General features: G+C 36.0%; 25 protein-coding genes and 1 tRNA gene. 16 read left to right on the forward strand and 10 right to left on the reverse strand.

From position 1 onward, the window contains the following. The first annotated feature begins 1,253 nt into the window (after positions 1 to 1,253). The 5 genes from JNUCC25_RS28400 (at position 1,254) to JNUCC25_RS28420 (ending at position 7,035) form a co-directional block, all read left to right on the forward strand. Positions 1,254 to 1,784, forward strand: coding sequence for a hypothetical protein (locus JNUCC25_RS28400; protein ID WP_454223451.1), 531 nt, complete (start codon positions 1,254 to 1,256; stop codon positions 1,782 to 1,784). 1,128 nt (positions 1,785 to 2,912) lie between these two features. Continuing rightward, complete coding sequence (locus tag JNUCC25_RS28405) at positions 2,913 to 4,214, forward strand: replication protein (RefSeq protein ID WP_454223452.1); 1,302 nt, start codon at positions 2,913 to 2,915, stop codon at positions 4,212 to 4,214. Between the two features lie 109 nt (positions 4,215 to 4,323). Beyond that, a complete protein-coding gene (locus tag JNUCC25_RS28410; protein ID WP_454223453.1) occupies positions 4,324 to 5,103 on the forward strand; it encodes a plasmid stabilization protein in 780 nt (259 codons plus the stop codon). 206 nt (positions 5,104 to 5,309) lie between these two features. Then, positions 5,310 to 6,203, forward strand: a complete 894-nt coding sequence (locus JNUCC25_RS28415; protein WP_454223454.1) for a sigma-70 family RNA polymerase sigma factor — start codon at positions 5,310 to 5,312, stop codon at positions 6,201 to 6,203. Between the two features lie 607 nt (positions 6,204 to 6,810). After that, a complete protein-coding gene (locus JNUCC25_RS28420; RefSeq protein ID WP_387572272.1) occupies positions 6,811 to 7,035 on the forward strand; it encodes a helix-turn-helix domain-containing protein in 225 nt (74 codons plus the stop codon). A gap of 242 nt (positions 7,036 to 7,277) precedes the next feature. Here JNUCC25_RS28420 and JNUCC25_RS28425 read toward each other — a convergent pair whose 3' ends face one another. From JNUCC25_RS28425 to JNUCC25_RS28455, 7 genes are all read right to left on the reverse strand, one after another. Then, complete coding sequence (locus JNUCC25_RS28425; RefSeq protein ID WP_143256208.1) at positions 7,278 to 7,598, reverse strand: hypothetical protein; 321 nt, start codon at positions 7,596 to 7,598, stop codon at positions 7,278 to 7,280. Between the two features lie 186 nt (positions 7,599 to 7,784). Then, positions 7,785 to 8,480 (reverse strand): hypothetical protein, encoded by a 696-nt coding sequence (locus tag JNUCC25_RS28430; protein WP_143256209.1) that lies wholly within the window; start codon positions 8,478 to 8,480, stop codon positions 7,785 to 7,787. Further along, entirely contained in the window at positions 8,477 to 9,610 is a 1,134-nt protein-coding gene (locus JNUCC25_RS28435; RefSeq protein WP_454223455.1) for an FtsK/SpoIIIE domain-containing protein, read from the reverse strand. The genes JNUCC25_RS28430 and JNUCC25_RS28435 overlap by 4 nt, the downstream gene beginning before the upstream one ends. A 12-nt stretch (positions 9,611 to 9,622) precedes the next feature. Further along, complete coding sequence (locus JNUCC25_RS28440; protein ID WP_263033280.1) at positions 9,623 to 9,922, reverse strand: hypothetical protein; 300 nt, start codon at positions 9,920 to 9,922, stop codon at positions 9,623 to 9,625. Positions 9,923 to 10,355: 433 nt separating this feature from the next. Beyond that, on the reverse strand, positions 10,356 to 10,535 hold the full coding sequence (locus JNUCC25_RS28445; RefSeq protein WP_377516823.1) for a small, acid-soluble spore protein, alpha/beta type: 180 nt from the start codon (positions 10,533 to 10,535) through the stop codon (positions 10,356 to 10,358). After that, positions 10,501 to 10,692: a hypothetical protein gene (locus JNUCC25_RS28450; protein WP_454223456.1), complete on the reverse strand. Its 192-nt coding sequence runs from the start codon at positions 10,690 to 10,692 to the stop codon at positions 10,501 to 10,503. The genes JNUCC25_RS28445 and JNUCC25_RS28450 overlap by 35 nt, the downstream gene beginning before the upstream one ends. A gap of 179 nt (positions 10,693 to 10,871) precedes the next feature. Beyond that, positions 10,872 to 11,216 carry a hypothetical protein gene (locus JNUCC25_RS28455; protein WP_098602926.1) on the reverse strand — a complete coding sequence of 115 codons (345 nt, stop codon included), beginning with the start codon at positions 11,214 to 11,216 and terminating at the stop codon, positions 10,872 to 10,874. Positions 11,217 to 11,828: 612 nt separating this feature from the next. On the opposite strand from JNUCC25_RS28455, the gene JNUCC25_RS28460 reads away from it, so the two are divergent. The 3 genes from JNUCC25_RS28460 to JNUCC25_RS28470 all read left to right on the forward strand — a co-directional run bounded on the left by JNUCC25_RS28460 (position 11,829) and on the right by JNUCC25_RS28470 (position 14,115). Continuing rightward, positions 11,829 to 12,581, forward strand: a complete 753-nt coding sequence (locus JNUCC25_RS28460; RefSeq protein WP_454223554.1) for a ComEC/Rec2 family competence protein — start codon at positions 11,829 to 11,831, stop codon at positions 12,579 to 12,581. 2 nt (positions 12,582 to 12,583) lie between these two features. Then, a complete protein-coding gene (locus JNUCC25_RS28465) occupies positions 12,584 to 12,805 on the forward strand; it encodes a DUF3006 domain-containing protein (protein WP_454223457.1) in 222 nt (73 codons plus the stop codon). Between the two features lie 230 nt (positions 12,806 to 13,035). Then, positions 13,036 to 14,115: a lysozyme inhibitor LprI family protein gene (locus JNUCC25_RS28470; RefSeq protein WP_454223458.1), complete on the forward strand. Its 1,080-nt coding sequence runs from the start codon at positions 13,036 to 13,038 to the stop codon at positions 14,113 to 14,115. A 359-nt stretch (positions 14,116 to 14,474) separates the two neighbouring features. Here the strand turns inward: JNUCC25_RS28470 and JNUCC25_RS28475 are convergent, their stop codons facing one another. After that, the gene (locus JNUCC25_RS28475; RefSeq protein ID WP_454223459.1) at positions 14,475 to 15,704 is read right to left on the reverse strand and encodes an NAD(P)/FAD-dependent oxidoreductase; all 1,230 of its coding nucleotides are present in this window, start codon (positions 15,702 to 15,704) and stop codon (positions 14,475 to 14,477) included. 506 nt (positions 15,705 to 16,210) lie between these two features. On the opposite strand from JNUCC25_RS28475, the gene JNUCC25_RS28480 reads away from it, so the two are divergent. Beyond that, positions 16,211 to 16,393 (forward strand): YolD-like family protein, encoded by a 183-nt coding sequence (locus JNUCC25_RS28480; protein ID WP_029324141.1) that lies wholly within the window; start codon positions 16,211 to 16,213, stop codon positions 16,391 to 16,393. A 398-nt stretch (positions 16,394 to 16,791) separates the two neighbouring features. Here the strand turns inward: JNUCC25_RS28480 and JNUCC25_RS28485 are convergent, their stop codons facing one another. Continuing rightward, positions 16,792 to 17,232, reverse strand: a complete 441-nt coding sequence (locus JNUCC25_RS28485; RefSeq protein ID WP_454223460.1) for a cell wall hydrolase — start codon at positions 17,230 to 17,232, stop codon at positions 16,792 to 16,794. A gap of 278 nt (positions 17,233 to 17,510) precedes the next feature. On the opposite strand from JNUCC25_RS28485, the gene JNUCC25_RS28490 reads away from it, so the two are divergent. From JNUCC25_RS28490 to JNUCC25_RS28500, 3 genes are all read left to right on the forward strand, one after another. Further along, the gene (locus JNUCC25_RS28490) at positions 17,511 to 17,786 is read left to right on the forward strand and encodes a GlsB/YeaQ/YmgE family stress response membrane protein (RefSeq protein ID WP_454223461.1); all 276 of its coding nucleotides are present in this window, start codon (positions 17,511 to 17,513) and stop codon (positions 17,784 to 17,786) included. Between the two features lie 30 nt (positions 17,787 to 17,816). Next, the gene (locus JNUCC25_RS28495; protein ID WP_289921601.1) at positions 17,817 to 17,942 is read left to right on the forward strand and encodes a hypothetical protein; all 126 of its coding nucleotides are present in this window, start codon (positions 17,817 to 17,819) and stop codon (positions 17,940 to 17,942) included. 375 nt (positions 17,943 to 18,317) lie between these two features. Continuing rightward, a complete protein-coding gene (locus tag JNUCC25_RS28500; protein ID WP_137739113.1) occupies positions 18,318 to 18,797 on the forward strand; it encodes a site-2 protease family protein in 480 nt (159 codons plus the stop codon). A gap of 213 nt (positions 18,798 to 19,010) precedes the next feature. On the opposite strand, the gene JNUCC25_RS28505 is transcribed toward JNUCC25_RS28500, so the two are convergent. Then, positions 19,011 to 19,082: transfer RNA gene (locus JNUCC25_RS28505), tRNA-Gln, on the reverse strand. Between the two features lie 182 nt (positions 19,083 to 19,264). Here JNUCC25_RS28505 and JNUCC25_RS28510 point away from each other — a divergent pair. From JNUCC25_RS28510 to map, 4 genes are all read left to right on the forward strand, one after another. Further along, a complete protein-coding gene (locus JNUCC25_RS28510) occupies positions 19,265 to 20,101 on the forward strand; it encodes an STAS domain-containing protein (protein WP_454223462.1) in 837 nt (278 codons plus the stop codon). Positions 20,102 to 20,354: 253 nt separating this feature from the next. Beyond that, a complete protein-coding gene (locus tag JNUCC25_RS28515) occupies positions 20,355 to 21,029 on the forward strand; it encodes an SOS response-associated peptidase (RefSeq protein ID WP_454223463.1) in 675 nt (224 codons plus the stop codon). 237 nt (positions 21,030 to 21,266) lie between these two features. Further along, positions 21,267 to 21,509: a hypothetical protein gene (locus JNUCC25_RS28520; RefSeq protein WP_454223464.1), complete on the forward strand. Its 243-nt coding sequence runs from the start codon at positions 21,267 to 21,269 to the stop codon at positions 21,507 to 21,509. A 236-nt stretch (positions 21,510 to 21,745) separates the two neighbouring features. Beyond that, the gene (gene map / locus JNUCC25_RS28525; protein WP_454223465.1) at positions 21,746 to 22,492 is read left to right on the forward strand and encodes a type I methionyl aminopeptidase; all 747 of its coding nucleotides are present in this window, start codon (positions 21,746 to 21,748) and stop codon (positions 22,490 to 22,492) included. Positions 22,493 to 22,913 lie beyond the last annotated feature (421 nt).

Below are 22,913 nucleotides of genomic sequence, written 5' to 3' on the forward strand. Positions count from 1 at the left end.
TGTATCAATGTAATGAAAAAACAGTTTACTAGGTTGTGTTGCCCATCGACACGTTCTTTGTTACCCGGATGTGATGCGGGGCGACATTAAAATTGAGGATTACCAAGTTGTGTTGCCTGTTGACGTGCTCTTTGTTACCCGGATGTGATGCGGGGCGACATTAAAATTGAGGATTACCAAGTTGTGTTGCCTGTCGACGTGCTCTTTGTTACCCGGATGTGATGCGGGGCGACATTAAAATTGAGGATTACCAAGTTGTGTTGCCTGTCGACATGCTCTTTGTTACCCGGACATGATGCAGGGCGACATTAAAATTGAGGATTACCAAGTTGTGTTGCCTGTCGACATGCTCTTTGTTACCCGGATGTGATGCAGGGCGACATTAAAATTGAGGATTACCAAGTTGTGTTGCCTGTCGACATGCTCTTTGTTACCCGGACATGATGCAGGGCGACATTAAAATTGAGGATTACCAAGTTGTGTTGCCTGTCGACATGCTCTTTGTTACCCGGACATGATGCAGGGCGACATTAAAATTGAGGATTACCAAGTTGTGTTGCCTGTCGACATGCTTTTTGTTACCCGGATGTGATGCAGGGCGACATTAAAATTGAGGATTACCAAGTTGTGTTGCCTATCGACATGCTCTTTGCTACCCGGACATGATGCAGGGCGACATTAGAATTAAGGATTACCAAGTTGTGTTGCCTATCGACATGCTCTTTGCTACCCGGACATGATGCAGGGCGACATTAGAATTAAGGATTACCAAGTTGTGTTGCCTATCGACATGCTCTTTGCTACCCGGACATGATGCAGGGCGACATTAGAATTAAGGATTACCAAGTTGTGTTGCCTATCGACATGCTCTTTGCTACCCGGACATGATGCAGGGCGACATTAGAATTAAGGATTACCAAGTTGTGTTGCCTATCGACATGCTTTTTATTACCAGGTAGAATACAAATTGATGTAGAATTAGAATAGGGAAAAACCATGTTATTCTAATCAATATAAGTTTCTCAATTAATGTTACATAGACATACTTTGAAACCCTATTACTATTATCAATAAAAGGTATTTGGTAAAGTACCTTTTATAAAAATGATGTAGCCTTAAAACATTATTACTACTAAAAATCTCTAATTCCCAGTAACTTATTAGTTAGCAAACTATTTTTTCTAAAGGAAATTGGTCTACAAAGGACTTCACTTTACCATATAGAATTCTACATATAAAAGGAGGGTGTCGCTATGGAAAACGACACAACAAGATCTGAAAAAGCATATTGGACAAACGAAGTTGCTAAAAGATTAGACATAGCAGTTACAACAGTACGCAAGTACGCTACTTTGATGGAAAAACATAATTATAAATTTATACGTAATGAGCATGATCAAAGGGCCTTTTTGGAACGTGACATAATTGTTTTAGAAAATATTCAATCCCTAAGTAAATCACCTGGTGTTACATTAGAAGAAGCTGTAAAAACTGTCCTCGAGGATATCCCTAAGACGCCCGTGTCGCCACCCGACATAAAGGAGAATGACCAGTTACAAGCTATAATTAAACAATATGGTAATGAATTTACTACACTAAAAAATGAGAATGCTGAGCTAAAAAATATGATGTTAGAATTACAGGATATGATGAAGGAGCAAAAAGAATATATTGCTGTTTCACTTGAAAAACGTGATAAACAAATTACTGAGTTTTATAAAAAGACTATTGAAGAAAAACAAGAGAGAAAAAAAAGTTGGTTCCAGCGTCTCTTTAATAATTAATTACTATTAACCTGACCTTGAGCTAAAGTAATAGTTCAATCAAAACTGTATCGCCCACCGACATAGTATTTTTCTCTAAGTAAGATATAATTTAGGAATAAAATAGTAGTTAGCTATTCATATGTCGCCCCGCGATACAAAATCATACTACAAGTACAACATAAGTTGAACTTAAAACAATAACTAGCTATTCATATGTCGCCCCGCGATACAAAATCATACTACAAGTACGACATAAGTCGAACTTAAAATAAAAATGAGCATTAATATATCGCCCTGCGATATACGCTCCTCTCCGCAAGTTGAACTGTAGTTCAACTTGCTTTTTTTTGTACAAGCAAGTTTAAAGATTATTTGTCTTGCTAAATGATTTTTAAACCCTAATTATTTAATGTTTAGAGATACTTAAATCTCTAAAATCCATGTTGTATGCCTAGTAGAATACTTTTTAATGTAATATGAAATAAAAATTTAACTTTAATACCAAGAAAAGGGGTTATAAATGTTACAGTCATGAACTTATTTTTTTATAAAAAAATGGATGTAGAAGGGGGTTATAAAAGCTGAGAGGAATAAACAATGTTATTTCTAATAGATAAAGGCTTATATATCTTTCTTTTTTAGGCAGGGTGAGAAAAAATCACCCTACCCAAACTAATCTTTTCGAATTAACATAGAGAGAGTAATGGATCTATTACCCTTGAACAAACCAGGTCTTAAACATTTCATTTTCTAATTAAGTACTTTACTCTGTAATAGATTCATTTCTACGTAGATATGTAGTTAAAAATAATTGTTTTAAGAGATATTATAATTTTTATTGAATTTTGAGACGAGTTAACGCTATAATAAAACTAACAAAAAGGACCGGAATAGAAAAAAGACTTCAACTGTTTAAGAAGTGTTGACCGCACTCTTAAACCGTTCCCCCTAATGACGGTAGGGAAAACACTTGTCGAAGTCTCTTGTTAATAGTTTCATTTTTTCTATAAGATAAAACTTATGTTTTTATTTTATATGAAATAGCTATCTATTTCAAGAGCTTAGTTCATTAAAATCAAGGCATTGTTTTCCTTTTTCCAGGGAAACAGTGTCTTTTTTGTGTTCCTTAAAGGAGACGATGAACAAATGACAAAGATCTTGACCTGTTATTTAAAAGATGTAGATACCTTCAATGGACGGTTCAAATGGTTATGGACCCACAAGTCCACACTTCGTAAAAAGAAAGAAGATTTTTTAGAAAGTCTTCGTGCCCACTTTAAACAACAACAATCTGCTATACATAAAGAATTTCCTAAAAAGAGAATGGAAATGCTCGATCATGTCATCTATAACCTAGTGGCTACGGGCATTCAAGCGATCCGTTCTGAAACACTGATGAAGAAATTTAATGTGTCCAAAAGTACCGTTTCTCGTTTTGTACGCTCGTTAAAAGCGACACCGTTTATCATTGTCGCTCGTTACATTAAAGAGGATGCAACAGGTACTCATCCGGACAGTTATGTATTTATCCTTAAAAGCCATAAAAACTTTCATCACATTTGCGACGAAATCTTTTTTGCCCATGATACAACAGGAATACAAACGCTTCAACAAGAAGAAATGACCACTCCTGTGACACTTCCTGTGACGTCTCCAGAAAGTGCTGAAAACGTTGATACACCAAGCTTAGAGGCCGATAAATCATCTGATGCCTTTATTAACCTTGATTTACCTGTAAATCATATAAATAATCATTTAATATCTGTTTCACAGTCATTCAGCTATATCAAAGGTGTGCCTAAGAAAGTCAATCAAGTCTATGCAGGTAAATATGGGCATCAACTACAAGACTTTTATGCTCGTATCCAAAATGCTGCGAAAGCAGTCAAGCGAGATACAGAGATTATGATTGAAAAAGAGCACATACATGAAATTGCGTATACATCCATTGTGGGATTAGACAAATATGTCCATGAAGCTAATCAACAAGGTAATCCTTTATCCCTACGGGATATGTGTCGATTAATCTATCAAATTGCGAAAAATCAATTCTATGAATGGGTAAACCCTAAAGAACAGGATTATTCGTCAGTATACGCAAACCAACAAGAAGTTATACATAACGAAAGCAAAGAAACAAAATTAGCTACACCAAAACATATTGTCCGTAAAGAGATGGTTCCTGATTGGTTAAACGCTGAACAGCAGCAAGACCAACCTACGCAAGAAGCAGAAGTTACAGTGGACCAACAGCTTGAAATGATCCAGCTAAAGCAAGATTTAGGACAAGATCTCACACCAGAAGAAGAGGACTTGTTGCAAGAGCATAGCTCTACGTATAGTTTGTTGCAGATAGCTCAGGTAAAACAAGACTTAGGACAAGCTTTAACAGCAGAGGAACAAGAATGTTTGCATCAACAGAACCAGTTGAAAGGCACAGCTTCCTAATCAAAAAAAGTAGAAATTCCTTAGAAGCTGATGTTTTAATACACTTTGTTTATTTAGAACTGTGTTCTAAATAAACAATAACTAAGAATCTACGCAGGAGGAGACTATTATGCCACATAAAATTACGTTAACCGGATCAGCCACAGGACCCTTACGTGAATACGATCGCTACGTTGCCTTTGATATGCGTGAAAAAGGGTCACCATCTGCGCCTAAAGGATTAAAGAAGAGTACGTTTATTTCGTATACGGTGTTTGTTGCGAAGAAAGCCTTTAATAAAACAGGGCTTACGAAGAAAAGCATCATGCAGGAAAAGATTTTAATTCAAGGGGAACCAACGCTTGATATTCCGATTGATGAATGTCCTGGTGAAGTAGGGGTGATTTGTTTTCAAATTACCGTTCTCCCGAATAAAAACGATAAAGAAAAGAATCAGTCAGATGCGAAAAACGAACCTAAGCATGAGGCTTCTGCAGCAGCACAGAACAAGGAGCCTAAAAAACAGGAAGAAGAGCAAACACCTGTTTCTCAACCTGTAGCAAAGGAAGAGAAGAAAGAAATAAAACCTATTCAGCCAGAAGTACAACAAGCGCCTACAGAAGAGAAAAAGACGGAGGAAAAAAAGAAAATACTGTCCAACCAACCCAAGGGGACTCAAGATCTATTAAACTTTGATGATATTGTCGTTCCTGAAGAGTTCTTAAAGACACGCCCAAACCCTGAAAAAACGCAAAAGGTGATTGATTTTGTGAAGCGTACGGGGCGTTTAGATGAGCCGTTGACGATCGAAAAAGGGTCAAAGATCTTAAAAGATGGATACCGTCGTTATGTGGTGGCCAAAACAGTCAAAATGAATCAAGTTCCTGTTGTATATGAGTATCAAAAGTAAGAACTCAAAGAAAAAGTAACGATTGTTTATCGTTTCACTGACAAATTAGACAAAAACAGACTAAATAAAGTGATAACCTGTGTCCAATGGATAAAAAGGTAAATGAAACAGGATTTAATCCCTGTTGAGGAAAGATGAACATCTCCACTACTATTCTCTATACGTAGCTTTCTATACATCTAAGTCGCGAATTGGAGGGAGATAGAGTGACTAAAAATCAAAAACTGTGGACGGAGGAAGAAGATTTATTTCTAAAAGAACAATATGGGCGGATGACACTCCAAAAAATTGGTGAATGTTTAAATCGTAGTAAAGAATCGGTTAATAAACGAATCTCACGACTACAACTTCGCAACAACCAGAATGGCATACGCAAAAAATGGTCCCCTGACCAAGATACGTTCTTAAAAGTAAACATTAATAAAATGAACAATCGAGAGATTGGAAAACATTTAGGCAAGAGCCCTTCTTCTGTGGCGAATCGAATTAGGCTATTAAAATTAGTACGAAAAACGTCATTACGTAGATGGACAAAGAAAGAAGATGAATACTTGGTAAAATGGTATGGAGTCAAGTCACTTGACCAAATATCTAGACGCTTACAGCGAAGTACACAAGCACTAGAGTCTAGGTTATATCGTTTAGGTATACGTGGCGTAAGAGCTCATCTGGGAAATGTTACAGTATATGAACTATCAGAGTGCCTGCAAGTTGATGTTCATACCATTTATAACTGGATTCAGAAAAGAGAATTGCCCTATAACATCTTGAGAGCAAACACACGAACATTTTTAGGAATTGACGTAGCAGCCTTTTGGAAATGGGCACAACAGAATAAGGAACTGATTAATTTTTCTAAGGTAGCTCTAAATACTCTGATTCCAGAACCCGAGTGGGTAAAGGAACAAAGAAAATATGATTATTTTAATCGACCTAAATATGAAAATAAAAAGTGGACTGAAGAGGAAGATGCCCGTCTATGGTACATGTTTTATCAAGAAGGTCGTACTCAACAAGAAATTGGCCAACTGATTGGTAGATCAGCCCATGGCATTCAACGGAGATTACACCGACTACGGAAAAAGAAGTTACCTCAATAACTCCTACTTTTTATGATTGTTCTTACTGGTCCCACATACTAGCCCTTTCCATTGCCCATTCATTTTGTGAAACAGCCTTTTTTATAAGAAAGGTAGCTCGATAGAAGCATAGAAATTTAGGTTATGCTTAAAAATGTTATATTTTACACTTTACTATTATTTAGTGCTTTATTCCGTAAAGGAGAGGACTCTATAAGGGGAGATGGGGTTCTCTTTTCTCCTTCACTGAGTAAATTGTGTTTTCTGGCTTGGTAATCTAGGAATTGCTATTGTTAGAGACGTTTTTACGTTCTCTGAGGAAGTCTGTTTTTTATTTTCCATTATACTCAAAATCTATTCATATCTATAACAAAGACCGCCCATTATGTATCAGTGTATAAGGCGGTCTTAACTGTATTCATGCTATATGATTATGACAAAAATATCGACATTATTCTAAAAGGTCCTAAAAAATACGTATTAAATTTATTCGTTGTGCTTATGTAGTATTTTGATGTCTTAATAGATGATATGGTATTGGCTTGTCCACTATGACTTATTTTTAACGTTTTATTTTTAGTGAAATTTGGACATAACTAGAGTAATAACAAGTAAAGGGGTATCTATAATGTTAGGGTTAGGAAAAAGGCGAACTAGACTTGGTAAATGGATTGATAAGAGAAACATTAATCAAGAATGGCTTGTAAGAAAGTCGGGATTAGGTAGAAGTACGATTGGTGATTTAGTAAACAACTCCGAAAGGTTGCCTACACAAAGAACCATGAAAAAGATATTACAAGCATTAAGAAGGATTGATCCTAATATTAAGAGCGAAGATTTTTGGGATATATAAATATGCTTATTACAGTTCTTTTTTATTCCTTTAGAAAGTTTGCTTCTCCAAGTATATAAAAACAGGCTTTAGTAATAGTTTAAAAGCCTGTTTTTAATTCGCCGTTAAAACGGTCCTATTCATCAAATTGCTCCTTTTTACATTCTAGCGTGCTCGAACCATGTCATTAACACATTGAATAGTGATTTCTAGCGATTTATCAGCATTTAAACAAAAAAGCGACCTTATTGGCCGCCGTGATCCTACTCGCTATTTTCGAATAAATTAAAAGAAAGTTGCTCAGATCTTTTCCTATGGTAATAAGCATTTTTAACTCTTTTTACGTGCTCCCTATTTTTAACGTAATAATCTCGGTCGCGAACAGAAACGCAGCCTTTGCAGTATGGTCCAAGTTGACCAAATCCATCACTTTTATGATGATAGTTCTTTGCATGTTTTAATTCGCCGCATTCACGGCAAGTCTTAGCGACAACTTGTCCGTCAGCGTCTGTAAAGTATACGAATCCTCTCGGCTTTTTTCTTTCCTCATATTCCTGCGCCAGTAGTTCTTCCCGTAGACTCATATTCGCTCACCTCCTCGATTGCCTTGGTATTGCTACTTATTCTCTTTCATTATACAAATTAATTCCATCTGATACCAGTACGCAAATCCATTGCCTTCTCCGCGGATGAAAGGTGTATAAACAGGCTACCTCAAAATAATGAAAGGTAGCCTGTTTTTGTGTGATTACAAACACTTTTCTAGCACTCTATGTTAAGTTGATTTTTATTCCTCCAGAAGAGGATGTGGTTCTTGACCTTACTTCTTTTGTTTGTTTGGAAGAACCCTTATATTTCTCCATAAGTTCGTGAATGCTTGCTACTTGTATGATACGGATATGATCCGAAGATACTATATAACGAATAGGTGTAATCAAAATAACGGAAGGGAATATGGCTGATCGATCCTCTGGTTGCCATTGCAACGTTTTCCACTCATCTGAAAAGAAAAACTCCTCATAAAGATTAATTTTCGCTTGTATTTTCTGTTCTGAATACTGGGTTCGTTGAATTTCAACCCAAAAAGGAGATCCTTTAAAGATACAAAAGAGATCAGGTTCAACGCCTCCTTTTCGTCCAGTCGGCTTATCTTCCACAATGACATTCTTAGGCATATCATACGTACGCATTTGCTTATAGACATCTAAGATAGAAAGGAAATGTAGTATTTTTTGAGAGTTCTTTTTGATCTTTGCATCTACAGGTAAATAGACGGTCGGAGAATACTGTTGTGTGCGTTCAATGAGACCTAACCGATATAAACGTACCATCACGCTATTGCACGCATTTATGGATGATTTAAGCTGTTTAAAGAATAGGTCTACTAATGAGTCTCGATCCACAGCCCGAAACTGATTGATAAACGCAATGATGTCTTTATCACGCTGAGATAGTCGAAAGCTCATCGCTGTTCCTCCTTCTCTAACAATCCAAAGATAGACTGTGACACAACCTCCAGTTGAGGTTCAGGATCTTTTACCTTTGTTTTATAAGGAGACAGCAGTTCCTTACAAGCCTCTTCATCTAAAAAATACGCTTGAAACTCTTTAACCTCATCAATCTTAATTTTCATGCGCCCCCTGGCTGCGGCATCAATTTCTTCTGCCCCGAGTACTCCAGCTACTTTCGCATTCGTGGCATCGGCTTGCCTTCCAGAAATCCGCACCCTTAAATTAGCTTTTAACGCAGAGTTTAATAAATCAGCATCCGGACGCTGCATGGCAATAATCGTATGAACACCTAGTGCACGACCTTGGCTGGCAAACTGTTGAATCATCTCTACAAGCTCCGTTTCTCTCTTCACGATGGACATTTCATCAATTACCACAACGATACGAGGCAGCTTAAAAGGTAGCCTGCTGATATGTGTGACGCCATGCTCTAAAAGTAAATCACCTCGTCGATACATTTCAGCTCGTAACAATGCAAAAGGTTTCCTCATGTCTTTCGCTTCAAAGCAAAGCGCATCCACATGGTCAATCCCATGAAATAGGCCCAAATCAGCTCGTTTAAGGTCTACTAATACCAAGCGCAAGTCTTCAGGGGAGGTATGCTTCACCCATGTGGTGAGAATCACACGCATTAAGCTACTTTTTCCTGCCCCAATTTCGCCAGAAATCAGTAACGTTTCTAAATCCGCAAAATCCCATGAAACAGGGTTTCCATAGATATCTTGACCAATGCAGACTGGAAGCTCCATTTTCTCAACATGATGATGAATGACCTCATAACGATAATTGAGCATCTTAGGCAAGCTTTTGTGGTGAACCGTAATACTAAAGTTCTTTAAGCTGCCATTCACTTCAATATTGCTGCCTAATACTTGCCGTAATGCCCACCTTTTTTTCGTTAAAAGCTCAGGATCGATCCCATTCAGTAAGGAAAAGGCGTACCGCGTATAGGTGTGATGATGATCGATTTGATGAATTTTCGGAAACAGATAGGAGGTACGGTCTCCACGTTTCACCGTCCGGTAAATCTCTGCAATACGAAACGCTTTAATTAATTGGCCACGTAATTTGAGCTTCTCAAACATCAACATTCCTCCTCAAAACATAAATGTCGCGAAAAAGTAAATCAAAGCACTATAGAAAGTGACAGGTAAGATAAAGCGCATGACCTTTGCAAACTGATCACCCAGATCAATCACACCCCATCGCTCTAATATCCGTTCGATGAGGGCAATTCCTAAGACAATGCCTCCTATGGTCAAAATAGTGGGGTCAAGCATGGCTAGTGGACTAAAAGGAACAAAGGAATAAGCCTTGAAGGGACGAGGTCTCGCAAGAGATGATTGGAGGGTTAAAGGAAAGGTCTTTCGAAAAGAAAACCTTTGTGTTTTTCTCATGTTGATACCTACTTTCGTTCTTTTTATTTTTTTGCCTTTGATTTATGAATAATTTCAGCTCAACGCATCCGGTCGCCCCCTTCGCCTCTTCGGCTCAGCTCCCTTACAGGTTCCATGAAGGGCTTCACTAGGCGTATACAGCTTGTATTAACGCACTAACGTTACTGAACTAGATACTGATTAGGTAATGAAGTCGTAATTCTTTAGATACTATGTAGCTACTGCAGGAAGCTTGCCTGTCCACTCAAAAAATAAAAAAGAACCCTTACTGCAGTAGGTAAGGGGTAGATGGTTATGTAAGAGGTGCTGGGTTTTTATGTGTTAATGGTTGTCTCAAAGTTCTATTTTTTCATAACATGATGTAGAAAATTATTCATAGAAAAAGGGAGAATGGATTTCCATTCTCCCTTCAGCCATCAATTATAAAGTTGTATTAGAAACGTCCTCCGCCAAGTTGTTGCTCAGCCATTTGTACAAGACGCTTTGTGATTTCGCCACCTACTGATCCGTTTGCACGTGAAGTCGTATCAGCCCCAAGGTTTACACCAAATTCGCTCGCGATTTCGTATTTTAATTGGTCAATTGCTTGTTGAGCACCGTTTACTAATATCAAGTCCTTTTTCAATCATGCCTAAGGCTACTTTTTTTAACGTTTCTTCTTTTCCTTTTTTTTCTCCAAGCGTTTCTGCTCTTTTTAAAGCAGATTTTTCATCCAAAAGAGCTTTTTGTCTTGCTTCACAAGCAAGTAATACTTCTGGATCTTGACTCACAAGCTCCCATTCATCTATTGCTTTCTTTAATACTTGATCTTCTTACAACGCAATCTCCTCCAATGCTTGAGTGATTTCTTCTTCCTATACCACACGCCCTAATTCGATACGCTCATATTGAAGATCTTGTTCTTCCTGTTAGGTACAAGATCTTCTTAATAACCCATTATTGAATATAATTAGATAAATAATAAGAGAGCTTTCTTTTGGTTTAAGTGCTGCAAGACATTAATAAGGTGATCCACGTCATCTTGAGAAATAGGTAAAAGCTGTACTAGAGTATTTTTAATATCTGTTAATATACATAAGTCATGTAATTCATGATCAGTGAAGATAGTTTGAAGGGGGTTCAATCTGAATAGTAATGGGAGATTGTCATATAGGTCAGTTCCACACTTAACAAAAAAAAGTTGTCGCCATAATGGTCCATATTGTGTAATCATCTCGTGTTCGATGATACTTACTATTGTTATTTCAATTTCAAATAGCAACATATAAGACTTAAATATGAGCTCTTTTTCCATGTGCATTCCTCCTTTTATAGGACTTCTAAAATAAGTTAATTTATAGTTGTCCTGCGGTTCACTGTGCCTACCTAGGTGTACATCAAATACATAAATGCGTTTCTTGCTACTTTTCCATCACCACTACTCCTCTCTCTCTATTTGACCATCGTTGATTCCTTATCATCTATTAGTGCAATCATTTGAGAAAGGCAAACAACTCTTTGTTCTGAGTTTCGGTCTCAATATAAAAAAAAGCTAAGAATGACTGTTTGAAACTAATGTTTCTGTATCTTAGAGATAAAAAGATAAGGTCATTTTAAAATGTCAATCTACTATAATTCCTAAAATAGTACATTTCACTACTATTTACCTCCATTTTACTACCGATCCCCATATATAACATGACTTTTTGCACCTTTATAAGTAAAAATATTCAATTTATTTTATATTAACGGGTGGTTTCGTGTAGTAAAATTAATTTTGCTATAAAAGAAGGCTACATATGAAAATATATTTATAAAAGGGGATAAAACAATGAAAAGTCGTGTTATGAAGATTGTTTCTTCGCTAGCTATAGGAATAGGAATTGCTGCAGCTCCAGCTTCCTCATACGCTGCAACGCCTAAAACCATGAAAGTACATTACATTGATGTTGGTCAAGGAGATAGTATCTATATTAAAGCTCCCAATGGTGAGGACATTGTTATTGATGGGGGAAACAAAGGTAAAGGAAATGCAGTTGTAAGTTATTTAAAGAAACAAAAAGTCGATGATATAGAAGTGTTAATTTCTACTCATCCTGATGCTGATCACATTGGTGGGTTAGATGAAGTCATTAATGCATTCAAAGTAGAAAATGTTTATGCACCAAAAGTAAGTAATAACACGCAAGCTTACAAAGACTTTTTAAATGCTGTGAAAAAGAAAAAATTAACGATTAAAACGGCACAAGCAGGCGTAAAGTTACCTGTTAAAGATGTAAATGCTCAAATTGTAGGGCCTACCAAAACCTATGCCAACAGTGATTTAAATGACTGGAGTGCTGTTGTACACATGGCTTATAAGAAGAATACATTTTTATTTACAGGTGATGCTGAAACAAAAGCAGAAGCAGACATGATTAAGGCGAAGAAAACACTACGTGCAGATGTACTGAAAGTAGGCCATCATGGAGCCAAAACGTCTACAAGTAAAAACTTCTTAGACGCTGTAAAGCCTAAGTATGCAGTCATTAGCGTGGGTAAAAATAGTTATGGACACCCTACTTCTCAGGTTGTGAACTTACTAAAAAATTCAAAAGCAAGTATTCTGCGAACAGACCAAAGTGGTACGATTATTATAACAGGCGATGGAACATCTTATTCTGTTAAAAAATCGAGGTAATTATGAAAAAGATAAAAGGTATTATTGATCGGTTTGAAGAGGGATTTGCCGTTGTTGAAATTGAAGGCATAACAAAAGATTATCCAAAAGATATCTTTCCTGAGGATACACAAGTTGGAGATGTTGTTTACATTACAGGAAATAAAGTGACGGTTGATAGGCAAGAAACTAAGAAAAGAGAAAAAGAAATTGAAGAACTGATGAATGAGCTATGGGAAGATTAAAAACTAATTCCTATTTATAAAGTATTCTTGCTCTAGCATAAGGAATAAGATGACAGTCTCTTACTTTGAGACTGTTTTTTACGAATTAATTATTAATAAACTGTTTTGAAAAAATTATAATATTTCACTGCTAAATAATATCCTTACTAAGGAATAAAACGTTGTTATACTATCTTTTAATATTGGTAAAATACACATGAAATTAACAACTTTTAGAGGGGGGAACAGCTATGTATAAAAAAGGTGTTTTTTTATTAATTACGGCAACTTCTTTACTGGTTTCTGGCTGTCAACAAGAAGAAAAGGTTATTTCAAAATCAGGGGAAACTGGGGAGGTTAGTAGCCAGGAGACCAGTGATAATAGTGCTAATAAAGCGAATCAAGATAGTAATAGTGCTACAGAAAATAATACTGGGGAACCTTTAACTATAAAAGGTAGCGATCATGCGAGTGCTGTTCACAAAAATAGTAATCAGCAAAACTCAACTAATTCAAATACAGTCTCCGATGATGCTTTTGTTACTAAGGATACAGCAGCTTTAGTAATGGCTGATTACATAAATGGACTAACAACTGCAATTAATACGGGCCAGTTCAGTAACGTTGCACACGTTTTAAAAGGTTCGTTATACAATGACCAACAATCATTGGTAAGCAACTTATATAAGAAGGGTATTAAAGAGAACTGGGTAGATTATTCTGTAGTGAATTTTACGAAAGCAGGTAACTCTTCTGATGGGCCTCTTTATAACATACAAACTGTAGAGACTGTATCTGTTATACAACCAGATGGATCTCAAAAAACCAATAAATATAATTGGATGTACACAGCAGTGCTTATCAATAATCAATTATACTTAACTGATATAGCTAAAAATGGACCGGTTACTACTGTATCAAAGACTGGCCCAACTACAAGCACTCCGTCAACAAATAGTTCAGCTACAACAATAACTAATAACAAAAAAGCTTATTATTTAGATTTACTAGAACAGACTAGAGCTAGTGAAGTACAACCAGTTAACGATCAGGTTGATGGTGACAGAAGACAAGCTTCAGGGGAAAATTATCAAATGTGGGACAAGATGTTGAATGATATCTATGGTGAGTTAAAAAATCAATTACCTGCATCAGAAATGAACAACTTGAAAATCAAACAACGCCAATGGATTAAAGATAGAGATGCTGCTTCTCAAAAAGAGCTGAAAGAAGCTGGAGGAGGAACTTTAGCTTATGCTGAAGAAGCTCGTATTTTACACGAAATGACGAGAGAACGTTGCTACGAGCTAGTTACTTATTATATGAAATAATGAGAAAGTACTATATTTACATGGTGGAACTTTATGTATTGGCTATCTTCATTGTTATGTGTGTATATGCCATCCTATAAATCACACATATACACATTTGCTCTTGCTATTTCTTGCCGTTATTTTTCTTCCATTTCTATCTGACTATTATTAGCTAACATCATTCCTTGCAGATTCATAAACTTCTCTAATAGTGATGGGAATGATTTAATGTATTCAACGTAACAAGGAGCCACTTGTATGAAATAAGTGGCTTTTTATATTGAGTATGTTTTAGATAAAATGTACTAATCGTAACAGAATAAAATCTTTGTTTTCGATATATCCCTTCCTGCTCTCGGTTTACCTTCCCCTCATTGCTAGATTGATTGCATAATTCTTGTGAGTTCTTTTTCTAAAGCATCGGGCTCGTTTGAGTAATTATAAATCCCTAAAAACTTCTCTATAGCCTCTGGATGAGAACTGATTAGCTTATTGACAGCATTCTGTTGTTCAGAGATGCGTTCATTCTGCGAAATTTGACATCCCATGTGAAACCGAACCATAAACTCGTCTTCTATTGCCTTTTGATATTCTTCAGATATTTGATTTGATTGATTGGATTGTCCCTTATATTTTGAGAGAATATTGGATAATATACGTGCTCCACATATAGCATCATGGATACCTTGTGCCATGCCAGGATCTTTAAAACAAACTGCATCTCCAACCAACGCCCACCCTTTTCCCATTCCTTTATACCAGTAATTATCATATCTCAGAATGCCTTTAATCGGTTCTACTAATTCCGCATTTTTTAAACGCGTCCCTATTGTTGTATTCGGAAAGTTATCTGTTAAGAAATTGCGTAGAGTACTTTCTGGATTTAATTTCAATCGTCCTATCAATTCCTTATTTTCTAATGGGAAAATGCCGGCAATAACAGATAAATTATCATTCGTTGGAAAGAGAATGGCTGTGTTATCTTTTATCTTGTATACTTCAAATTTAGGGACATTGTCATGGCGAAATTCAGAGAAGTACCCGAAATAGATGCCGACTTTTGCCGAAATACTTATTTTGAGTTCACTTTTTACCAGCTTGCGAATAATTGAGGATCGGCCGTCTGCCCCGACTACCAGGCCAGCTAAAAATTCTTGTTTCTCGTTATTGCCATCTAGACCTTCCACCCCTACTACTGTATCGTCAGCATGAATAATATTCATCACACGAAACCTTTCTAGAACGGTTACATTCATTTGTGATTTGGCTTGTTCAAGTAGGATCTGATCGAGATAAGTTCTTCTAATGCAGTAACAACTTTCTTCTCCGTCAATCTTAGGGATGAGTCCTTCTATCGCGGTATCCTCAAATTGAAATTTAATATCTTGTACCGGTGGAGCGTTTGTTTTCAATAATTTGTCCATGACACCGATCTCTCGAAGAAGAGCAACAGTATTATTGAAAAAAGTATGGGTTGATAAAGTATCCTTTGGAAAGGTCGCTTGGTCTACTAACAACACATGGAAACCTGCCTTCCCAAGATAAATAGCAAGGGTAGAGCCGGCAACTCTAGCACCGGTAATGATGACATCATACGTCTTATTCATCGTATCGCTCCGTTTCCAAGTACAATTATTAATTTGCGTATCCATTAGAAGGATTCTAAAACTAATGTTCTTACATGTTAAAGCAATGAGGTAAATTGATAAGGGTATGCTACATACATAAAGTATGGAAGTTAAAACGAATTAAGTACAGGGAATTTTTACCTGTTAAACAATTAAAAAGAATTAGTGCTAAAAATCGGAATGATATTTTAAGCATTAAATAGAAGCTCATTTACAAGAAGGTATAATAGATGGATTGAAACATAGATATAGATTCTAGACATACATTCCTTTTCCTCTTTTATTCTTTGAGCTTTCTTCCTGTTGAAAGTTCACAAAGTTTACACAATGAAATGTAAGCGTTTCCTAATAGTTTGTTGTATACTATATAATATAAAACAATATAACCTTTAACTTGTATGATTTTCTCACAAATTCTGCATGATAATTACTTATTTGAATAACACATTCCTACATTAGTTATTAGGAAGAAAGGGGAACGGAGCATGATATTGAAAGCGTTGAGAAAGAAAGGTGTCATTACCATTAACTATTATCAAAACGGTTTATTACAAACATGTAAGGGACGTGTAAATGATCTTAATCTTCATGATCAAACTCTTTCTCTAGAGGATGAACAACACAATATATTCTCTATTCGTCTATCGGGCATTACTGAAATTCATTAAGTCTATCATCATGTAGTTACATTATTTAATATGCTTATTACAGGGAATATTAATGATAAAGCTATAAAAAAGAGGAAGAGAACCCTCTTCCTCTTTTTTATGATTTATTTACCTTATTAGTACTATTTCTTGTTTCATTTGATTAACTGCTTATGCGAAACAAGGGAACACCTACTAACCAGGAAGTTCCCTTTTTATTTCGCTAGGTAGAATACATCAAAACCAAGATTAAAGAAATAGGCTACAGTGGGGGCAAAGTTTTTTCCAACGGACCACTGTCACATGATCTATAGGGGTTGCATTGAATAAATAGCGCTAGTCACCAGTACTTACGACTAAAATGTTGGATTCGCAGCTCCCCCATACTACTCCAGAATTAATCATAACTCTTTGATAATCTAACCTCTATAAACATTAGCACATGTATCAGGTTTTGGTTCATAATAGCAATGATTTTTAAATTGACCAGATGCAGGTTGACCGTACCATGTTGGAGGGCACGGAGCGTGTGGATTAAAACACCAAAGAGCAAATTTCGCTGGGTGTTGTCTCCAATAATCCAAATTCTGCTTTGCTAATCTTTTTTCAACACCTCTCGCTCTTTGATAAAACACATTGCCTTTTTGAACAGCTTCAAACGAATAATTCCCCCCCTGTACTTGATAAATGACTTGTGAAACGATTCTTAAATTTTTAAAGTCTATACAATTTGCTGCAAGGCGATTAACAATTACATTTCCGACATATAACATACCTAGTCTTCCTTCCCCCTCAGCTTCTGCTCGCATCATCCTTGCCATTAAGTTAATGTCTGCACTTCGGTAACTTACTCTTGCCATATAATCACCCCAAAAATATAGTATAAAAAAAAGCCTATATTGATGTCATTGTTTATAAGATAGCAATTTATACGCTGGGGGTTAGTCTAGTCACTTATATTTTTAAAAAACTGAACGAGACATTAGAAGATGTCCAAAAGAACAAAAATAGTTTGCAAGCAAAGCAATATAATCTTAGTACATAAGACGAAAATTTTGTTGTGGAAAAAAATAACAGGATTAATAGGTTTTAACCCGGGGTAAAGTCAACTAACTATTTCAAAAGGAGAGAATAATGTATGAGTATTCTATGGATGCTAATTGTAGGTGGAATTATCGGTTGGCTTGCCGGTTTACTTACAGGGCGTGACGTTCCTGGAGGCATTATTGGTAATATTATTGCTGGTTTTATTGGTTCTTGGTTAGGTGGTCTGATCTTGGGAAGTTGGGGACCAGTCGTTGGTGGTTTTGCCATCATTCCAGCCATTATTGGAGCAATCATTCTGGTGTTAATTGTAAGCTTTGTTCTAAGAAAAATGGGTCAAAACAAAAATCATGGTAATCATGTAAAATAAAGTGAAAAACATAAATTGGAGGGGCTAAAGATGAGAGAGGAAAGTAAGTCTGTGTTAGATGATTTTGTTGAAGATAATCAATTCGAATTAGAATCTTACCTTACTTATTTATTCGACCAAATTAATCATGAGAGCGAAATTCCGTCAGAAGCTTAATGAGAAGCCAAATGTTTTGTTATAAAGTAAAAGATAAAAAAATAATAAAGCAAAGTATAGCATAAGCGACCTTAGTAACTTGGTTTACGATACATAGGGTCGTTTATTGCTATGGAGAATGTTTAAAAATAAAATGAAGATTTTCTTCATAGTAAAGCTCCAAGATTATTGATACCCTTTACTACTGCTTTAGTAATAACCGATTGGTCCTATACGTTGATTAAATTCCTTTCGAAGTGTCAAACTAAGGGGTGTACATATGATTAAAAAAGGCACATTACCTATTGGAGAAATCTGTTCACTGTCAATAAGAATTTATCTACCTTAATAAACTAACCATTTATTAAATTCTTTCATAATAAAGGAGATGGAAGTGTGTTTGGCTTCAATGATATGCCTAAGTTCTTGTTTTCTTTCTTACTTGTACTACCACTTGTATCTCTTGTTCATCAATTAGGTCATTCTATCATGGCAATTTTTTTCGGAGGGAGAGTGGATTTTACCATTGGAAAAGGAAAAACGATTTTTAAATGGAAGAAAATTAAAATAAAATCCGTTTATTTTTTGGATTCTTTTTGTGTATATGAAAAACTAAAGTACGACAATCGATTTACCCATGCTTGTGTCTATGCTGGAGGTGCCATTGCTAATTTGGCTTCTATTTTCTTTATAAATGGTTTAGTTATGGCTGACGTCCTTTCAGCAAGTCTCTTTTCTTACCAGTTTGTCTATTTTTCTGTTTATTATATTGTCTTCTCGCTATTGCCTATTAAATTTTCAGAGACAACTTCAAGCGATGGACGTGCTATTTACGATGCATTGAGATATGGAAAAATAACATGTAATCCTGATTAATAAAGCTGGAATAATTATGTTAAGTAATGGGTTTGCGAAGCTACATGGGATTCCCTTTCCCGTAATAAATTAGATGGCAAAATAAAATTACTTTAAATAATATGGTTAATTCAGCAATTAGTAATGATGTTGATAAATAATTGATAACAAAAAACCTTCTACTCCTGTCAAGTAGAAGGTCACATGAATTACATACAGCTAAAATATGGATGACTGGGTTAGCTGTATTCGAACCAACGCATAACGGAGTCAAAGTTCGTTATCTTACCACTTGAGTATAACCCAATAGAATTGGTTGCGGGGGCAGTCGTGAGTTCGTGGGATGCATGAGGAAATGTGAAAAAAGAGAGTCATTTTACGATTCATAACACTGCTAAGGAAAGATGAGTATTTTGAAAAGTAGGTAGGTTTTTTGGGCTCATTAAAAGGGAAAGTTAAAGTTATCTATCATTAAAGGGGAACACATTATGGATAAAATGACTCAGAAATTACATGATTTTTTATTACAACAGGTCAACGAAATGGCTCAAGAGTGGCTAGATTCTCGAGAGATAGAAGAATATTCTGTTTACTCAGCTGATGCTTCTTCAGAGGTAACTGAATACCTTCGAGAACAAAATCACTACTTTACCCGTACGATAGTGCAGGTACTGAAGGAAGGGTCTTTTAAACATCTTAGTGATTGGGCCCAAGAGATTGCGACCAAACGAGCTCGCTCAGGTAATCCTCTGTATCAGAGCATCCGCCATTTTAAAACGTTCCGTTTTATTTTTCTTAACAGGATTGAAGTATTTGTAGATCTCCATCAATCTACTATTACACAAAGAGATATTCTTTTATGGAACAAAATTTTAAATGAAGCATTTGATCGGATGATTGAACTCTTTACTAGGTATTATGGAGAAGTGGCAGAGGCCCAAGCATATTCTCAAAAAATGTTAATCTCGGAACTTAGTACACCAGTTATCAGTATTTCAGATACAGTTGGTGTTCTTCCTATAATCGGTCAGATTGATGATTATAAGAGTAATGACTTTGCGGAAAAAATTATGTTGCAGGCAAAAGACCTTGAATTGTCTTGCCTAATCATTGATTTATCAGGTGTACCTTCCATTGATACAATGATGACGAATGAATTGTTTCAAGTGGTAAACATGTTAGAATTGCTAGGAATCGATACAACGATCACAGGTATCCGCCCAGAAATCGCTTTAACAGCCGTCCAATTGGGGATAGACTTCAGTAAAATAAGAACCTATGGAAAACTAAAGGACGCAGTAAGTAATCTTTTGTATGAAAGCTAAAGGAATTATAGTAGCAGGAAGACTACCAATGAAGGGTAGTCTTCTTGTCGTAGGTAAGGCTACGATCGAATGCGATGGAAAACAGTATCGTTCTTTAAGAGCAAAAAAAGCACCTAATTGAAAGGAAGGTGCTTTTTGGGGGAAACAATAATATAAATTAATACGAATCAGTGGCAGCAGCATTGTAAATCGTACACTTTAAGTTCTAAAAAGAGTTAGAAAAACATTAAATAAGAAAAAAGAAGGTGAGAATATGTGTGGAAGATTTTCTTTAGCAACAGATATATATATGCTTCAAGAGCAGTTTAACTTTGAATTTAACGATGAAGTAACAATTAATCCAAGGTTTAATGTGGCTCCTTCCCAACAAATTCTAACAATAGGATCTAACGGTGGAAAAAGAATTGGAATAACGATGAAATGGGGACTAGTGCCTTCTTGGTCTAAGGATAGTAAAATTGGATATAAAATGATAAATGCACGTGCTGAAGGTATTGATCAAAAGCCAAGTTTTAAGACACCTTTTAAACGCAAGAGATGTTTAATTGTATGCGATGGATTTTATGAATGGAAAAAAGAAGGAACAAACAAGCAGCCTTTTCGATTTGTTATGGAAGATGGTCGGCCATTCGCATTTGCTGGACTTTGGGATGAATGGGATAAAAATGGTGAGCCTCTTTATTCGTGTACAATTATAACCACAACCCCAAATAAAATTACACAAGAAGTTCATAATAGAATGCCTGTAATTCTTGAAGAAGACGCATATGATTTATGGATGGACTCCGAAATGAATGATACAGAGTATCTTAAATCACTGCTTATTCCTTTTCCATCGAAAAAGATGAAATCCTATCCTGTATCTACAATTGTTAATTCACCGAAAAACGATGTTGCGGAATGTCTATCTCCGGTTAACAGTTTATAAAATAACACAGTTCAATGTTCAATGTTGCAGATGTATAATTTCTGTCCTTCTAAGGGTTGGATTATTATATAAAGCCATACAGATCATTGGTAACAAGAGTATAAATTGTATATCTTAAGTTTTAAGAATACACCTTTGCATTAAATATAATCTCTCAGCCTGTGCTAGTTGCAAACCTGGTGCCAATTCATTTGCAGATTCACTAACATAAAACTTGAATTTTTAAGGAGAGAGAAAATGGGAACATTATTTAATCAAACAACCCGAAAAGATTATTTTGATAATCATGCTGTTAAATTTCTTGATACAGTAAAAACTCTTGCAAGAGATTACGGCCTTACAGTTGAGGAGACCTGTCGTATTTTAGAACTATCTATGAAAATTGATGATTATGATCGCAAAGATGAACAATTAACAGGATTGGGGCGATTGATAAAGGATTTAATTGATGAAATTTCTATGTTAAGAGACAAGTTATAACATGATAAATTAGAAAAAATACCTAGAGAGTAAAATGTTTTTCTAATCACCTATGCTTAGATACTCTTCTTCATCCCGCATCCTCGCCACTCACGCAAGAATACGCTATCCTTTACAGAACTTTTAAAGTAAGATGAGTTGCAGTTGTCGCATGTACCACTGACCTTATTAAATGGAGGATCGGAAACATTACCTTTGGTAAAATAAGAATATCAAGAAAATTGGAGGGTTCCTATATGACAGTTGGAGGTAAGGAAGATATTGAAGGGCTTAAGGAAATCGGCAAGATCGTCGCTTTAACAATAAGTGAAATGAAAAACCAGATACGTGCTGGAATGACGACCAAAGAATTGGATGAAATCGGGGGAAGGTTTTTAAGAAGATATGGCGCAACTTCTGCACCAAAGATAACTTATAATTTCCCTGGGAACACATGTATTAGTATTAACCATGAAGTTGCCCACGGTGTACCGGGGAATCGGAAGATTAAAGAAGGTGACCTAATAAATATTGATGTCTCCGCGGAGTTAAATGGTTACTTTGCCGATTCAGGTCATTCCTTTCAGATACCTTTATATACCCCTTCTATAACGCGTCTCTGTCAATACACACACGCTACCATGATGAGAGTTATTTCTTCACTTAAACATGGGGTGAGGTTGAATGAAGTTGGAAGAATTATTCAAAATGAATCCCGAAAAGGTGGTTACAAGGTAATTACAAATCTGTGCAGTCATGGAATTGGAAGATCCTTGCATGAGACACCTGAAAATATCTTACCTATTTATGACAAGCATGATAAACGAGTGTTGAAAGAAGGTATGGTTATTACCGTTGAGCCTTTTTTATCAACTGGAGCAGAGTATACAGTTGGAAGTCGGGACGGGTGGACTTTATGTGTTCCCGATAATAGTTTTTGTGCCCAACATGAGCACACAATAATTGTTACAAGGGATCAACCGATAATTACAACGGTAGCTTAGATATTGTTTTCATATGTTAAGCCCATAGATGTTGAAGGCAGTTCATCAAACGGGCGCGTTTATTGAGGGAAAATTAAAAGGTAGATACATATTAGTCATGTGCAATATGTATCTACCTTTATTTTCTATGGCTTTTTTCGATTTAGGTCTTGATAAAAACTTATCCGGAAATTCGGCATAGTCGTAAACTTTATCAAGATTAATTTCTTGCTCCTTTGTTTCTTCCAGGTTAATCACTCTTTTCTATTTGGCTTTTATTAGAGGCAGTAAGAATTATCTATAGGTAAACTTTATCGTCAGTATTAATGGCGGAGAAAATAAGATTTTCAGACGAGATAGACCTACTACGTCACCCTCAAACTTCTCAAAGCTGAGATGAAATTAGCAGTGTATAAAGCGTGGGACCTCCTCGATCCGAAGG

The organism is Priestia sp. JNUCC 25, assembly GCF_053667915.1.

What these genes read in the sequence shown, in the direction of transcription:
- JNUCC25_RS28400 (WP_454223451.1), top strand. Translation starts at nt 1,254, where the DNA reads ATGGAAAACGACACAACAAGATCTGAAAAAGCATATTGGACAAACGAA.
- JNUCC25_RS28405 (WP_454223452.1), top strand. Translation starts at nt 2,913, where the DNA reads ATGACAAAGATCTTGACCTGTTATTTAAAAGATGTAGATACCTTCAAT.
- JNUCC25_RS28410 (WP_454223453.1), top strand. Translation starts at nt 4,324, where the DNA reads ATGCCACATAAAATTACGTTAACCGGATCAGCCACAGGACCCTTACGT.
- JNUCC25_RS28420 (WP_387572272.1), top strand. Translation starts at nt 6,811, where the DNA reads ATGTTAGGGTTAGGAAAAAGGCGAACTAGACTTGGTAAATGGATTGAT.
- JNUCC25_RS28425 (WP_143256208.1), bottom strand. Translation starts at nt 7,598, where the DNA reads ATGAGTCTACGGGAAGAACTACTGGCGCAGGAATATGAGGAAAGAAAA.
- JNUCC25_RS28430 (WP_143256209.1), bottom strand. Translation starts at nt 8,480, where the DNA reads ATGAGCTTTCGACTATCTCAGCGTGATAAAGACATCATTGCGTTTATC.
- JNUCC25_RS28435 (WP_454223455.1), bottom strand. Translation starts at nt 9,610, where the DNA reads ATGTTTGAGAAGCTCAAATTACGTGGCCAATTAATTAAAGCGTTTCGT.
- JNUCC25_RS28440 (WP_263033280.1), bottom strand. Translation starts at nt 9,922, where the DNA reads ATGAGAAAAACACAAAGGTTTTCTTTTCGAAAGACCTTTCCTTTAACC.
- JNUCC25_RS28455 (WP_098602926.1), bottom strand. Translation starts at nt 11,216, where the DNA reads ATGGAAAAAGAGCTCATATTTAAGTCTTATATGTTGCTATTTGAAATT.
- JNUCC25_RS28460 (WP_454223554.1), top strand. Translation starts at nt 11,829, where the DNA reads ATGAAAGTACATTACATTGATGTTGGTCAAGGAGATAGTATCTATATT.
- JNUCC25_RS28465 (WP_454223457.1), top strand. Translation starts at nt 12,584, where the DNA reads ATGAAAAAGATAAAAGGTATTATTGATCGGTTTGAAGAGGGATTTGCC.
- JNUCC25_RS28470 (WP_454223458.1), top strand. Translation starts at nt 13,036, where the DNA reads ATGTATAAAAAAGGTGTTTTTTTATTAATTACGGCAACTTCTTTACTG.
- JNUCC25_RS28475 (WP_454223459.1), bottom strand. Translation starts at nt 15,704, where the DNA reads ATGAATAAGACGTATGATGTCATCATTACCGGTGCTAGAGTTGCCGGC.
- JNUCC25_RS28480 (WP_029324141.1), top strand. Translation starts at nt 16,211, where the DNA reads ATGATATTGAAAGCGTTGAGAAAGAAAGGTGTCATTACCATTAACTAT.
- JNUCC25_RS28485 (WP_454223460.1), bottom strand. Translation starts at nt 17,232, where the DNA reads ATGGCAAGAGTAAGTTACCGAAGTGCAGACATTAACTTAATGGCAAGG.
- JNUCC25_RS28490 (WP_454223461.1), top strand. Translation starts at nt 17,511, where the DNA reads ATGAGTATTCTATGGATGCTAATTGTAGGTGGAATTATCGGTTGGCTT.
- JNUCC25_RS28495 (WP_289921601.1), top strand. Translation starts at nt 17,817, where the DNA reads ATGAGAGAGGAAAGTAAGTCTGTGTTAGATGATTTTGTTGAAGATAAT.
- JNUCC25_RS28510 (WP_454223462.1), top strand. Translation starts at nt 19,265, where the DNA reads ATGGATAAAATGACTCAGAAATTACATGATTTTTTATTACAACAGGTC.
- JNUCC25_RS28515 (WP_454223463.1), top strand. Translation starts at nt 20,355, where the DNA reads ATGTGTGGAAGATTTTCTTTAGCAACAGATATATATATGCTTCAAGAG.
- JNUCC25_RS28520 (WP_454223464.1), top strand. Translation starts at nt 21,267, where the DNA reads ATGGGAACATTATTTAATCAAACAACCCGAAAAGATTATTTTGATAAT.
- map (WP_454223465.1), top strand. Translation starts at nt 21,746, where the DNA reads ATGACAGTTGGAGGTAAGGAAGATATTGAAGGGCTTAAGGAAATCGGC.